Consider the following 14,196-nt stretch of genomic DNA (forward strand, 5'->3'; position numbering starts at 1 on the left):
GCGTTGGTGACCAGTTCGGAGGCCAACAGCTCCACGGCATCGAGCACTTCGTGTCTGCCATGCCCACCGAGCACCGCCCGCACGGTCATACGTGCGACCTGTGCGGCGCGGGGGTCATGCGGCAGACGAAGGGCGTACACCCAGGTGTCGGGCGGGGCTACGGTGACCATGGGAACTCCTCCGGTGGAAGGGGGATTGGAAACACTCGCTGACAGCCACGCCGGGCGGTGGCATTGCCAAGGTGGTGCGCTTCCGGCTTATGGGCGGGGGCTGTTGAGCGGGTACGTGACCACCGTAGGGCAGATGGTTAGATACCTCTAACAAACTGGACAGTAAACCTCCAACCTTCACTCATGTGAGGGATCGGAACGCCGCCGTCGGCGAGGAAGGAAACGTCGTGCCGCCCACCAACAGCCCCACGCTCCGTCAACGGAGGCTGGGCGCGGAACTGCGCAAACTCCGTGAGCGCACGGGCATCTCGACCACCGGCGCCGCCCAACTCCTCGGCGTCAACCAGGCGCGCATCAGCATGATCGAGACGGGGCGCACGCCGGTGAGCGGCGACCGCGTCCGCTCCATGGCCCACAGCTACGACTGCTCCGACGAGCGGCTGGTGGACGCCCTTGCCGCGATGACCGGCCGTCGCATTCGCGGCTGGTGGGAGGAGTACCGCGACCACGTACCGGTCGCGCTCGTCGACCTGGCCGAACTGGAGCACCATGCCACCGCACTCCGCGTGGCACTCCTGTTTCACATCCCGGCACTGCTCCAGACCACCGATCACGCACGAGCCCTGTTCCAGGCCGTGGTCCCACCCATGCGGCAGTACGAGGTCGAGCACCGGCTCTCCCACCGCATGAAGCGTCAGAGTGTCTTGCACAGGGATCACCCGGCCCCGTACACGGCGATCATTCATGAGGCGGCCCTGCGCATGGGCTTCGGCGGCCCGGTCGTCACTCGCGGTCAGCTGAAGCACCTGATCGACATGAGTGAACTGCCGCATGTCACGATCCGAGTGATTCCGTTCGGCACGGACGACTTCCCCACTACCGGCCAGTCCTTCGACTACGCGGAGGGCCCGGTCCCCCAACTCGACACAGTCCAGTTGGACTCACACCACGGCGCCTGCGAGTTCCTCGACGCCGAAGCGCAGTTGCACAAGTACCGAGCCGTACTCGACCGCATGGAGTCCTGCGCCCTCGCAGCAGCCGAGTCACGCGACTTCATCCACCACCGCATCCAAGCCCTGTGAAAGGACCAGCCGTGCCAACCATCGACTGGCAGAAGTCCTCCTACAGCGGAGACGGCTCGAACTGCGTGTACGTCGCCGCCTCCCCCGCCGGAACCGTCCACCTCCGCGAGAGCGACGACCCGGAGGTCGTCCTCACCACGACGGCGGCCCGCTTGCATACCTTCATATGCGCCCTCAAGGAACGGAAATGGGATGACGCGTAACTTCGAAGATGCGGCGACAGAAGTCCTGGGAACGGCAAGGCCTGCCGTGTCATCGGACCCGGACTGGGCCACGCTGGAGCGCGGACTGGGGGTGTCCCTGCCTGACGACTACAAGAGGATCGTGGCCAGGTACGCACCGGTTCAATTGAACGTACATCTCTACCTGCACCACCCCTCCACGGAGCGGTGGAACCTCCGGCGATGGATGGATCAGACAGTCACCGCGTTCGCGCGCCGTAACCTGACGGACGCCAAGTGCCCGGGATTCCCCCAGGGCCCACTGTTCGGTGGCCCTGAAGGCCTGATCCCCCTCACCTCAACGGACCGCGGAGAGTACCTGTTCGGAGCTGCGGATGCCCGTTCCGGACATTGGCGCATCCTGGCCTGCAACGGCGACGAACAGGACTTCTACGAGTACCGGATGCCCTTCTCCGAGTGGCTCCACCACTACCTCGCCGGCGAATCCATGTTCGGCCCAGGAAGCGCGGTCTTCTACCCCGGCCCCATCGTCTTCGAAGGGCTACCCATGACCGCATCGGAGCCACCCACTACTTGGCACGGCCCAGAGAGGTAGCAACTATGCAGACTCTCCACTGGCAGAAGTCCACTTACAGCCCAGACGCTTCGAACTGCGTCTACATAGCCGCCACCCCCACCGGAACCATCCACCTCCGCGAAAGCGAAAAACCGGACGTTATCCTCACCACTACGACACCCGGTCTGCACGTCTTGATAGTCGGCCTCAAGTACCACCCAAGGAACTGAGGACCGGCGTACCGTGACACGTCACCCATCGAGGTCATCGGGCAGCAGCCGAAACGCGTCGTGACGGGTCAGCGGACGCATGACTCGGAAGTGCTTGTCCGTGGTGAACACGGCGTCGGTCCGGTAGGCCGCCGCAAGGGCCGCGTTCATGGCGTCCGTCAATCCCACACCCTTGCCGCCGCCAAGGTCCTGATATGCCTGCGCCACGCTGACGGCCGTCCGGAAGTGGGGACCGACATCCGGAATCTCGAACCTCCGAAGATCGGCCTGCTTGCCGATGAAGTCGAGGGCGATGCCGGCCGCACGGCTCCCGCTCTTCTCGCTGATGAGGTAGTCCAGCTCCGCGAGAACCAGGGGCGAGACCACCAGGTGGCCGACGCGGGCGAGCGCGGCGGCATGCTCGGCGTGACGTGGGTCCCTTTTCGCCAGAACGCGATAGAGGCCGTTGGTGTCGGCGATGGCGACGGGCACGCTAGTCATCGAGGCCGCCTCCCATACCGCGCAGGGTGGCGCCGATCTCCTCGTCCGTGACGGGAGGCAGGTCGAGGTCGGGGATGTCCAGGTCCCCCATGGGGTCGGTGCGGAACTGATGGACAGGCTCGTCCAGACGCTCTATCGGGACGATACCCATGATCGGCCGACCGTTCCTGGTGACGATCAGGGTCGCTCCCGCCTCGACCTGCTCCGCGATCTTGCTCGGCTGGTTGAGCGCCCGGAGCGGTACGACTTCGGACCGACTCGAGTCTGTGGCCATAACTCGAACGTACGCCATGTACCACGGCGAGACGCCGCCAACCTCGACGAGATCATCCGGGCAGTCAAGCACCGGCTCAAGCGGATCGAGTACGGGCCTCACGTGATCGACGATCACTTTGCGGGAACCGGCTTGGCCCTCGGGTCGTGATCGTCAGAAATGCCGAAGAAGCGGTGCCACCAACTGGGGCGCTGGACGTGCGAGGGCAGCCGACTCGGCCCGTCGTAGTCGCGCTCCAGCAACTCCTCGGGGACTATCAGGTACCCGAGGTCGGCCAACCCCGATTGACCTGGGCAAGATCAGCAGCATCCAGCTCACCTTCGGCTCGGGCCCCTTCCGTGCCGAGGAACGCTCTGGGGCTACCTGCACAGACCAGGGCGAGCGACCCGAACTTACTCACGCAAACCACGATCCGAGTCCCACAGGCGGTTGCTTCCGCGGGCACAACGACACGTCCGTACCCGCTGGAGTCCTTGGTGTCCTGCTCAGCACGGCACCGGGCTGCGAAGTCACCCTCAAGCCGTACCACCAGGCGGCCGAGCAGAACGGCGGCCTCACCGCGGTCGTAGTCTCGCGGCCGCTCCAGCCATTCGGGATCGTCGAGCCCACTCAGCAGCGCCAGCAGATCCGCCGCATTCTCTGCCACCCGTACATCTTGGCGCGAGAAAGACACCTGGATCCACACCTGTACGGTCGTGCGCGCTCGCCGCCGAGCGGGCCCGCCGACACCCCCCATCGAACGGTCGACCGATAGGCCGTGCTGCCAAAGCCGACATGGGACACCCACTGACCGAGGGCCAACCCTTCGCACCGAGCCGGTCATGAGGCGCAGATTACGGTGAGATAGACCCGCACCTCGTCGGCACTCAACTCCTGAACGTCGAGCGTGATGGCGTTGCCGCATCCGCCGATACTCTTCACATAGGTGCCACTTTCGACCTGCACTCCCGTGGAAGCTGGGCCGCAGCCAGCTAGGGAGAGTCCCGCGCTTCGATTTCCGACAGGCCGAGCGGTTCCAATAGGGGCACCAGATTCGCCAAATACCACCCAATGTCACAAAACCGAGAAGAGCCTTGGAAAAGTTTGGGGTTGATGCCTACCACGCAAGACATGGATTCCCTCCCAGGATGGAATAGGAAATCTCCACCAGTTTCCGCTTCCGCAAAAAATAGCGTCATCCCCACGACCCGATCATTCCAGCGGGGATCCCCGAGCTCGCGCATGACCTCGTTGAGCTGATATTCCGCCGCGGTTCGCCATTCGAACATTCCATCCTCATCTACCAGATATGCCACTTCTCTCCCTTCAGTAGAAGATCTCATGCCCGCATCTAGCAGTGTGGACAGAATGACCGAGACGTCGATTGGCTTCCTGAATGTGAAGTCGACATCCACAGACCTGGTCACAACCCGACACCTCCGACCACGGAAGTCATCTCGGCATTATTTCCCATGGAATACCTTTCTTGCTGAGCCAATTAGTCACCTGGCTAGGTATCGGATTTTCCGATATCACTTTATAGCCTATCCCTTGCTCGCGCGCTATACCCGCCTTCTGCCCCTCGGTGGAAAAGAATTTACTTAGCCTCTTAGGGTCCTTTACCGTATTCTCGAAGAAATTTCCCGACTTGGCTTCATACCACACACCCTTCCCAGTTGAGGGGTCTATATAAGCGCCATCAAATTGGCGACCCTTCTCACTGAAGCCTCCACCTCCACCAAGCTTTCCCTGCAGGAAACCTTCGTACCCTTCGCCATATTCCTGTGCTGCTCGCCCGCTACCGGTGCTCTTCCCGTCGACCTCTCTGAGGGCCTTGCCCAATCCGTCATTAATGCGGCCAATGCCGTCGGCTGTTCCAGCAGTACCTACGCCCACCAAGGCTACGCCGCCTGTCGCGGCAGGTACTCCTAGGGCGCATCCGACGACTGTCGCGACGCAGAAGGCACCGCCACCGACGATCAATTCTTCGCCGAAGCCTATGAGGAGCATGCTCCCGGCAGTTTCGGCGGCACCCCACCAGATTTCCGGCTGCGAGACAATTGCAGAGCCGTAGTTGACGACAGTGTCCGCCGCATCTCCCAGCCACCCGAGGAGGCCACCGTCATCGTTCCCCGAAGTGTCGCTCTCGCTGCTGGCCGTACCGCAGCTAGTGCAGGGCGCACCCGGCTTGGAATAGTCGACCGCTTCCATGGGGCGCCCGTTGCCGGGAGTCCCGTCCGGTCGGGTCGGGCAGCCCACGTCGTCGCCGTTACCGCCACAGGCGAGGCCCATGCCGCTCGGGTCGCTGTAGGTCAGCGGGTTCTGGGCCGCGTAGGAGTAGCCGTTGAGGGTTTGCTGCCTGGCGGTTTCGAGGAGTGGGTCGACGCTGATGAACTGGCCGATTGCCGGGTCGTATTCACGGGCGCCGATGTGGGTCAGCCCCGTGGCGGTGTCACGCGTCTTGCCGAGGAAGCCCTTGTCGTTCGGCCAGGGGCCGTACTTGGGCGTGCCGCGGTCCTCACCGAAGGGGGTGGTGAAGCGCTTGGTGAAAGCCTGGCCCGTGTCCGAGTTGATTGCCAGGCTGGAGGTGCCGTGGTGATCGCCGGCGAGGTAGGTGAGTTTGTTGGTGCCGGATTCGTTGGAGCGGAAGGCCGCCGTGATGCCGCCCGCCGAGTAGTAGCGCTGGGCCCAGGTGGTGCCGTTGGCACGCAGGTGGAGCTCGCTGGAGCCGACGTAGAGAACGCGCTCGCCGTTCTCGGTGTTGCGAATCAGTAGGGTGCCGGCCGCGTCGTAGATGTAGTCGGTCGACGTCTCGTTCTCGGTGAGCTTGGCCAGCTTGCCTTCGGGTGACCAGTCCAGTTCCTGAGTGGCCGCTGCCGCTGTGCCGGGGCGGTGCCGCGTGTTGCCGGTGGCGTCGTAGTCGTAGGTCCGCTGCGGAGTGGTGCAGTCAGTGCCGGTGGTGGTGCCCGTCAGGGTGTGGGGCTGACCTGTCTTTGTGTAGCAATAGGTCGTCGTCGTGCCGCCGGTGCCCGTGTGGTCTGTCTCGGTGGTCCGCTGTCCTGCGTCGTTGTACCCATAGCTCGTCCAGTACGGGGCAGGGCCTGACAGGCTGGATGCGCTGCGTGTGTCGGCGCAGTTCTGGGATGCGGGGGTCCATGCCTCGGTCAAGCGCTGGTGGCCGTCGTAGGCGAAGCACTGGGTGTCCGTGGAGCTGGAGCCGCCAAGGCTGGTCGGGTCGCTGATCGCGGTGACCTTGCCGGCCTGGTCGTATGTGTAGTTGAGGTCCTGAAGGTTGTACGAGTGGGTCTGGTCCGTGACGTTGCTGCGTGTCAGGCGGCCGGTGCCTGGCTCGTAGGTGTGGGTGACGAAGATGTCCTTGTTGCCGGACCCGCCCAGGCCCAGGGTCAACTGCTGGGGCTGGGTGAGCGCCGAGTAGGCGACGCCCCGCAGGTAGCCCATGCCGGTAGGGCCGCTGAGCGAGGTCGGGTTGCCCAGGCCGTCGTAGCCGTACTGCAGGGGCTCCGACGGCAGCCCTCCGAGCGCGGGCTCCGTGGCGGTCTGCAGGGTGCCGTCGATGTTGTAGGACGTCTTGAAGGCGAGCTTGGCCGACGGAACTGCCGTCGCGAAGGCGTCCGTCGCGGGCAGCTGAAGTTCGGTTCCGATGGGTCGGCTGAGGTTGTCGTACGCGGTGACGGTCTGCGTGTACGCGTCGCCCGTCTTGCCGTTGACGTATCGGGTGGAGGAGGTGGGCTGCCCCTTGAGGAGGGTGTCGTAGGTGTAACCAGTGAGCTGGTTGGCGTCCGTCTCGGAGGTCTTCCAAGTGCCGGTGATACGGCTCAGCTCGTCGTACCCGGTCAGGATGGATGTGCCTCGGGCGTCCGTGTTCTTGACTGCCCGGTCGAGGTCGTCGTACCCGGTGGTCGTCGTGCCCCTGTCCGGGTCGATGGCTTTGGCCTGGCGGCCGAACAGGTCATAGGTGTACGACCAAACGGACCCGTCCGGGCCAGTGACCGACTTCTGCCGGCCGTCCGGCTCGTAGGCGAACTTCGTGGACGCGTACGAAGCTCCGGGGCTGGTGCCGAATGATGCGTCGGCCGGGCTCGTGCCCGTGTATTCGCGGTTCTCTACCGTCTGACCGCGCACGTCGGTGATCGTGCGCGCGGCCGAAGCACCCTCAAGGGCGGTCGTCGCGACGGAGTCGCCGGTGTAACTCGTCTCCGTGGACCACTTCTTGACCCCGTAGACGAACAGGCTGCTGGTCGTGGAGCGGCCTGCCCCGTCGAACACCGTCTGCGTCTGAGTCGCGGACTGGCCGTACTCGGCGCGGGTGTAGGTGCCGTTCGGGGTACTGGTGTTGTCGAAGATGTCCGCGTACGTCTCGTAGGCCAAGCCACGGGTGTCGTAGCGCGTGTCAGTCAGAAGACGGCCGCCCTGCGGAGTCGGCGACTGCGTCTGCAGCGGGCGGAGCAGCGAGTCGTAGAGGACGTAGCTGGTGTTGTAGGTCGTACCGTCGTTCTTCAGAGCCGAGGTCGAGACCCACGAGGGCTTGATGTTGTCCAGGTGGTAGGCGAAGGTCGCATTGGCCGCGTCGGCGTTGGCTCGGTTCCGATCAGGTTGCCAGACAGCGGTCATACGACCGAGCGCGTCATACGTAGTCTCGGTTTTCTTCGAGTTGACGTCGAAGGTCCGCGTCGGCAGACCACGCCTCGGGTCGAAGTATTTGTACGTCTTGTACAGCTTGGGGGCGGGGCCAGTAGTCGCGACCCTGGTCAGCGGGCCCGCGTCCAAGGGGATGTAGGCCGTGGAGGCGGTCTCCCCTCTCACGTTCGTGACGGCCAGGGGGCGCCCCAGCGTGTCGTACGTCGTCCTGGCCACCGTCCGCCAGCCGGACGCAAGACGTTCGCCGTTGGGGTCCGCGGTGACGGCGTAGCCGGTGGCGCGGCCGGTCCAGGTCGCCTGGCCCTTGGTGGGCGTCTGGTTGGCCGACCAGGTTGTGGCGTTCGCGGTGTCGTAGACCACGGCGGTGTCTGCCAGTACGTCGCCCCGCTGGGGGTTGGCCGGGTCCATGGTCGCGGGCATGGCCAGCGAGGTGTCCGTCGTCGCGCAGGTGCGGGCGACCGTGCGGGTGCGGGAGACCAGGCCGGTCAGGCCGGCATCGACGTTGCGGGCGTACCAGGTGCGCGTGCAGGTCTCGTCGTCGGCCTTGCCGACCTGACCTGAATCCTCGGCGGTGACCGGCATGCCGTAGCTGTCGTAGATCGTGGCCGTCTGGCGCTCACGCCATGTCTGGGACGCCGTCAAGTAGGTGTAGGCGTGCGTCTTCGCCATACGGACGTAGCGGGCGACGTGATCGCCTGCGCCGGGCACGGTCTGGCGGGCGGTCTCCTTCGACCACAGGTCGTTCACCGTCGCCGAGATCGCCGTGGAGCCGTCATAGGTCACCTGCTCGCGCAACTGGCCCGCGTACTGGTCACTGTCGGTGAGCGCGGTGGCCCCGAGGTCCGGAGACGCGAGAGGGGAGACGGAGACCGACTTGGTGGTGCCGTCCTTGTTCTTGTCGCCGTGCATGCCCTGGAGGTACAGGGAGACCGTCCGGGAGCGGGTGACGTCCGTCGCGCCGGTCCATGCCGTGACCTGGCGGTAGCCGCGCCAATCGGACCAGGTCCGCTCATCGGCCGGGGTGAACGGCTCGTCGCTGTGGTGCCAGGCCGCGCCGCTGTAGGAGTACGCGTGCTCGACGGTCTCGCCGGCCGCGGCCGGGTCGGAGACGGTCACGGCCAGCACCCGGTACTTGTGGAACCAGTCGATCGAGGCGTCCGCGGCCCCGTTGATGTTCCAGAACTGCGGATGGCACGAGCGGGTGTTGCTGTCCGGCGCCGCGCCCAGGACCTCGCTGCGTACACACTCCTCGCCCGACAGCGTCACCGTCGTGATCGCACCCGTCTCCGAGGTGATCGTCGAGACGCGGGGGCGGGTGAGGGGCAGGATGTTGTCCGTGGCATCCACCCGGTTGGGGCGCATGTGGTACGTGAACAGAACCGGGTTCACGGCGATGCTCGTGTCGCCCGCCTTGCCGGTCCGCTTCAGCGACTTCAGGGTCAGCACCTGGTCGGAGCTGTCGCCGATGTCTCCGCCGTCCAGGTATTGCTGGACCATGTCCCAGGAGTCCACCGCGTCGTAGGCGGCCGTGGTGGCGTTGTAGGAGAAGGTGTCGATCCCGGTCAGGCGCTTACGGGAGAAGAAGGACGGACCTGCCGCGTTGCACTCGTCGTCGCCGCTGGAGCAGATCGCGTCGAACGGCACGTCCGGCCAGTTGTCGGCAGTGTCCTTGGTCAGGCTGGAGCAGTCCGAGGCGGTGCAGCGCTCGGCATGGGAGAAGGTGACCTTCGCGTCCGCCTTGTCGGTGAACAGCGCCCCTGCGCGTAGACCGTACTCGATCCGCGTGAGGTAACCGCCGCGCACGTAGGAGGCGTTCGCGGTAGTCGCCTTGTTCTTCTTGTAGTAGTTCGACTCCTTCGTGTACCAGTACGTGGCCGCGTTGCCACGGGTGTCCTCGACATAGTCGAGGTTCCACCGCCAGGCCTGGGTCAGCGCCCGGTCGCCGAAGGCGTCGCCGGCGGAGTAGCCCGGCTCGCCCGAGTCGTCACCGAACACCGGCGCCGTCCAAGCGGAGTTGGTGCGCTGTGCGTCCGCTCCCGTCAGCTTGTCCAGACCGAACACGTACTTGGCGCCGTCGCCCGTCGTGACGGTCCAGTACTCGCCGTTGTCGTCGCCGTTGTCCGCACCCGTGGACCGCGTCACCTTCGAGGCGTCGTCGTTCTCCAGCCGCCACTGGCCACTGCTGTCGTCCTTGACCAACTTGCTGGCCTTGCCGTTCAGAACCAGCCGCGCATTGTCGTACTTCCAGCAGCGGTCGAACACGTCCGTGTGACCGTCGTCGTCACAGGAGCCGTAGGAGCGTTCGATGTAGGACTCGGTGAGCGTGAAACCCTCACCGACCGCCGAGCCCTGGTTGTTGGTCGTGGCGGTACGGCCGTCGACGCTGCCCGAGTCGTACGACAGCGACGGTGCGGGCGCCGGACCCGCCGCCGCCGGCGGCACCGTGAAGCCGTACGACCAGGTGAAGGAACCGGAACTACCGCCTGCCTGCCACGACGAGGACTCCGAGAGCGGGGTCGCCGAGAAGTCGCCGGCCCCACTGGGTGACTGACCGGAACCGGCGGCAGAGGCCGTGACCGCAAGCACTGTGGCGGACGTGGCGCTGCCGGCCGTACGCATCAGTTGAGCGGCGTCGCCGGCCGTGGACCCACTGAGGCTCACCGTCGCCGAGACCGATTCATCGGTGATGTCGTTGTCGGAAGGGAGCGGTGTCTGCGTCCGGCACTCGACCTTCTCGGGGGTCGTCAGGGCACAGGCCGGCAGTTGCACGACGCGCAGGCGCTGAGACCACCCTCCGCCGATGGCCGAGGCAAAGCCGCTGTAGTCGACGTTCATCTCTGCGGCCCCCGCAGAGTCCGCCTCGGCGGTCAGCAGCACTCCCGTGACGCCGGCCTTGCGGGCTGCCGTCTGGTCCAGCGTCGTCACGCGGACGGCGCCACCCGCTGCTGCCTCAACGCCGGGTGCCGGCGTCATCGTGACCGCGACGCCGCCCGGGTCGACGGTCTTCGGCTTGCCCGCTGTGAGGGGCAATGTCACCGCGCCACGCCCGGGCCAGACGGCCTTCCGCTCCGTCTTGGCACGGGCAGCCTGGCCGGCGTTTGCCTTCTTCTCCCGGGCGACCTGCTCGCGGGCCTTCTTCGCACCCGGGCCGTCGAACTCCTCAACCTTGCTCACTCGGGACTCGGGTATATCGGGCCGACCGAGGCCCTTGGCACCTGCGGCCTCGGCCACTTGGGCCACGCCCACAGGCACAACCAGTGCCAGGGCCAACGACTGCACCAGCAGTCGGGCACGGTGTCGCTTGCCTCCACGACCCCATCTTGAGGTGCCTATGCCAAAGACCATCGTTTTCCCCACCCAGTCCCGAAAGAAGAGCCCGCCCAACGCCGCAAACCGCCGCTACGCAGCGGCCTGGGGTGGGGCAGCCGCGTCCGCGATTGCCCCACCCTCTGCACCCGTCAATCACCCACGGTGTCTCCGACCTGTGCGAAGCCGCCCATCGCACCGGCCCACACGCGCACTTCCGCGACGCTGCCGGGCAGATAGTGCTGCCAGGCGCCGCTGGTGAAGCCCTTGCCGACGGTGAAGTCGCCCGAGCCCGCCTTCGCCGTGAACACCGCGGCGTCCCCGTTGGGGATGCCTCCCACATAGAGGCTGATCGTGCCGCCCTGGTCCTGGGCGTCGAAGATTCCTGTCAGCCGGACCATGCCATCCACCAGGGCACCGTCCTGGGAGACAACCGACGAGAAGGTACCGTCAGCGTTCAGACGTCCGAAGTGCCACTTGCCGACCGGTACCGTGCGCTCGTTTCCGTCGTCGTCGAGCACGGTGTCCTCACCAGTCAGCTTGTACCAGAGTCCCCACGCTGATCCGTCCGCCATCCGTTGGCCCACCACCTGGCCGGTGTACCCGACGCTCTTGCCGGCGAGCTTGTCCCCATCGACGGACACCAGCGTCGTCACGGTGAACGACCCTGTGTCGTCGACGATGGGCCCGGCAACGGCGGACGCATCGTCGACGCCGTCCAGCACGATCGACTCTCCGTCCAGCGATGCTCCACCGGTCAATGCCAACGACTTCCCGTAGCCCGAAGTGGTGTCCGGGACGCTGGTGCCACTGCCCCGGTCCGCCGACCAGTCGGCGACCAGTTCCACATTGTTGTATGCGTCGAACTGCGCCAGCTTTGCCGCTTCTGCGATTTCAGCCGCAACCAATTCCCGCTGCCACACGGACACTTCATCGATCGAACCCTGAAGGTAGTCGGTGTAGGCATCGGCCCAGATACCACGTCCGATCTGCAGCGGGCCGTTCGCCTTCCACGCGGTGCCGGCATCGACGGAACTCTGCAGCTTCCCGTTGAGATAGAGGCTGATCTTCTTCGTCTCGGCGTCGTGCACGCCGACCACATGCGTCCACACATTGCGTGCTGTGGCCTGCTGAGCGCTTGCCTTGCGAATCGCGCCGTCACTGGCCAACACGCTCATGCTCCACGTGTTGTCACCTCCGCCGGCGTATGAGAGCCCGAACGGGATGTACTTCTTGCTGAATGGATTCCCGGTCTCGGGGGTTTGGGTGAGCACCGTCATAGTGCGTGCGACATCGGCGTCAACTCGTACCCACGCGGAGACGGTATATGAGGCTGATGTGTCCAGCACCGTACCCGCGCTGGCCGCGTACGCGGTGGTGCCGTTAAGACTCAGTCCCTTGTCCGTCACGGGAGTCGCAAGTGCCGTCCCGGTCTGGTCGTGAGTCAGCAGCCCACGCCGCCCCCGGTCGTCGCGTGCTGCGCCGCTGTTCAGCGTCGCATCGTCCGCCCCGTCCCAGGTTCCGGAGTCCACGGCCGCACCATCGGCCTCGTCGAAGTGCCAGCGGCCGACCGGATCCTGGCCCGTGCCGACCATGAACTCGACAGGTGTCTCTGCGCCGTAGCGTCCCGTGCCGACGTTGTCCTTCGCCCTCACGTACAGGGTGTACTTGCCTGCCTGAGCAGGTGTGACCGTGAACGACGGCGACGATGCCAGCCGGTCAGCCGACCACGCGGGGTTGTCCGCCGCGCCCGTGGATAGCTTGTACTGGTAAGCAACGACGTTCGTGTCCACTGCCGCCGGCTTGAACGTGAATGCGCCCGGCACACCCGGCCCGCCCTGTGCCACACAGTCATTGGCGAGGCATTCCGTGTACGGCGTTCCGAAGGTCACCTGCGGCGCCTTCGGCGCGGTGGAGTCGACCTTGAAGTAGCAGGGGGCGGAGTAGCCGGAGTTCAGCCGGTTGGTGCCGTCCTCGTAGTAGGACAGAGTCAGTGCCTTCAGCCGGTACAGAACCCCCTCCTGCAGTGTGGGAAGAGTCTTCGGCTGCCTGATCAGGTTGCCGACATAGCCGGAGGTCGGACTGTCGAGGTCGGTGTGAGCGAGGGCCCACGTCGTACCGTCGTACTTCTCGGTCCGCCAGCGGATGCGCAGGCTGGCACCGACGGAGCCACCGGAGGCCGTGCGCGGTTTGCCCTGCACGAGTGGTGTCGGGTCCGAGACGATGTTCGGAACGGCAGAGTTGGACGCGCATACGTACGACGAGCCGGAAACAATGCCGACCTCCGTCGGGGTATCCGGCAGCCCGACGTACTTCACCGCGAGCGTGGCATCGTTCTTGAACCGCTTCCACGCAGCGGTGTCGCCCTCGTCGTGTGCCTTGATCTGAAGGGTCAGACGGGAGAACTTGCCCGCCGCGAAGTCGCGCACCGTGGGCGTCAGGTTCTCGTTCGTCTCGGCGGCGTTGTCGTTGAACTCGACCGGCGCGTCAGGCGAATCAGGGTCACACAGGGAGCCGCGTCCCGCCGAAATGTCGCGGTCCACCATCAGGTCCAGCTCCGCCGGCCGCGACGACCAAGTGGTGGCGGACGAGATGTTGTTCGTGCGGACGAGATCCACCCAGCGCGGATCGCACTGGAACGCCCACGGCTCGGTCACCCGGAACGTGGCGTCCAGGACGTTCTTGCCCTTGAGGCTGGCCGGGGAGAACTCGAAGTACAGCTTCTGTACGTAGCCCGGACCGCAGTAATAGCCGTTCCAGGTACCGCACTTGCCCGCGCCCTTGCCCTGGTCGTCGTCACCGTTGGACCAGCCGTAGGACTCGTAGCCGTCGCTGCGCAGCAGGGTCCGCTCCGACTCGCCCCACGAAACCGTCGGGTCGATGAAGAGCGGGAACGCTGACGCCTCGGTCGTGGAGAGCATCTTCGCGTCCGGCACGACCGACAGGGAATCGTCCGTGACGGCCACATCCATGCGGGCCACGGCGTCACCCTGGCCGGGCTCCAGCCCTGACCCCGACGGCGCGCTCTCCGACGGGTCGGACGGCTCGGCTTCAGTGGTTCCTGGGGTATCAGCCGTCACCAGTTGTGCCTGTGTCGAGGAGGCCTGGCCGGCCGAGTCCCACATCCGCGCGGGCGGCGACCTGAACACGGTGCGTCCGCTGCCGTCGACAGCCGCAAGGTTGCCCGCCGCCCCCTCACGAACGTCCAGGCCCTGGGCCTTGAGTCCGAAAGTGAGCTTGTGCAGCTCGTCGTTTGCCGCGGCCTCGGGCGTCTTGAC

10 protein-coding genes are annotated in these 14,196 nt (G+C 65.7%); 4 read left to right on the forward strand and 6 right to left on the reverse strand.

What is annotated here, in order from left to right; all coding sequences use genetic code 11:
* Nucleotides 1–397: 397 nt before the first annotated feature.
* From BZL64_RS24690 to BZL64_RS24705, 4 genes are read left to right on the forward strand one after another with little or no spacing between them, the layout of a single operon-like run.
* Nucleotides 398–1,252 (forward strand): helix-turn-helix domain-containing protein, encoded by an 855-nt coding sequence (locus BZL64_RS24690; RefSeq protein WP_086771393.1) that lies wholly within the window; start codon nt 398–400, stop codon nt 1,250–1,252.
* Between the two features lie 11 nt (nt 1,253–1,263).
* Complete coding sequence (locus tag BZL64_RS24695) at nt 1,264–1,455, forward strand: DUF397 domain-containing protein (RefSeq protein ID WP_086771394.1); 192 nt, start codon at nt 1,264–1,266, stop codon at nt 1,453–1,455.
* Complete coding sequence (locus BZL64_RS24700; RefSeq protein WP_086771395.1) at nt 1,445–2,029, forward strand: SMI1/KNR4 family protein; 585 nt, start codon at nt 1,445–1,447, stop codon at nt 2,027–2,029. The genes BZL64_RS24695 and BZL64_RS24700 overlap by 11 nt, the downstream gene beginning before the upstream one ends.
* A 5-nt stretch (nt 2,030–2,034) precedes the next feature.
* Nucleotides 2,035–2,220 carry a DUF397 domain-containing protein gene (locus tag BZL64_RS24705; protein ID WP_086771396.1) on the forward strand — a complete coding sequence of 62 codons (186 nt, stop codon included), beginning with the start codon at nt 2,035–2,037 and terminating at the stop codon, nt 2,218–2,220.
* A gap of 21 nt (nt 2,221–2,241) precedes the next feature.
* Here BZL64_RS24705 and BZL64_RS24710 read toward each other — a convergent pair whose 3' ends face one another.
* The 6 genes from BZL64_RS24710 to BZL64_RS24730 form a co-directional block, all read right to left on the reverse strand.
* On the reverse strand, nt 2,242–2,700 hold the full coding sequence (locus tag BZL64_RS24710) for a PIN domain-containing protein (RefSeq protein WP_167396196.1): 459 nt from the start codon (nt 2,698–2,700) through the stop codon (nt 2,242–2,244).
* The gene (locus tag BZL64_RS24715; RefSeq protein ID WP_086771400.1) at nt 2,693–2,974 is read right to left on the reverse strand and encodes a type II toxin-antitoxin system Phd/YefM family antitoxin; all 282 of its coding nucleotides are present in this window, start codon (nt 2,972–2,974) and stop codon (nt 2,693–2,695) included. Before BZL64_RS24715 ends, BZL64_RS24710 begins: the two co-directional genes overlap by 8 nt.
* Nucleotides 2,975–3,087: 113 nt before the next feature.
* Nucleotides 3,088–3,252 (reverse strand): hypothetical protein, encoded by a 165-nt coding sequence (locus tag BZL64_RS41310; protein ID WP_244205477.1) that lies wholly within the window; start codon nt 3,250–3,252, stop codon nt 3,088–3,090.
* A gap of 693 nt (nt 3,253–3,945) precedes the next feature.
* On the reverse strand, nt 3,946–4,368 hold the full coding sequence (locus tag BZL64_RS39590) for a hypothetical protein (protein WP_143663305.1): 423 nt from the start codon (nt 4,366–4,368) through the stop codon (nt 3,946–3,948).
* Nucleotides 4,369–4,405: 37 nt separating this feature from the next.
* The gene (locus BZL64_RS24725) at nt 4,406–10,957 is read right to left on the reverse strand and encodes an RHS repeat-associated core domain-containing protein (RefSeq protein WP_086771398.1); all 6,552 of its coding nucleotides are present in this window, start codon (nt 10,955–10,957) and stop codon (nt 4,406–4,408) included.
* A 113-nt stretch (nt 10,958–11,070) separates the two neighbouring features.
* Nucleotides 11,071–14,196 (reverse strand): laminin G domain-containing protein (locus BZL64_RS24730; RefSeq protein ID WP_086771399.1); only part of this gene is annotated, 3,126 nt, incomplete at its 5' end.

This window comes from Streptomyces bobili (assembly GCF_002154575.1).
Lineage (GTDB): Bacteria > Actinomycetota > Actinomycetes > Streptomycetales > Streptomycetaceae > Streptomyces > Streptomyces bobili.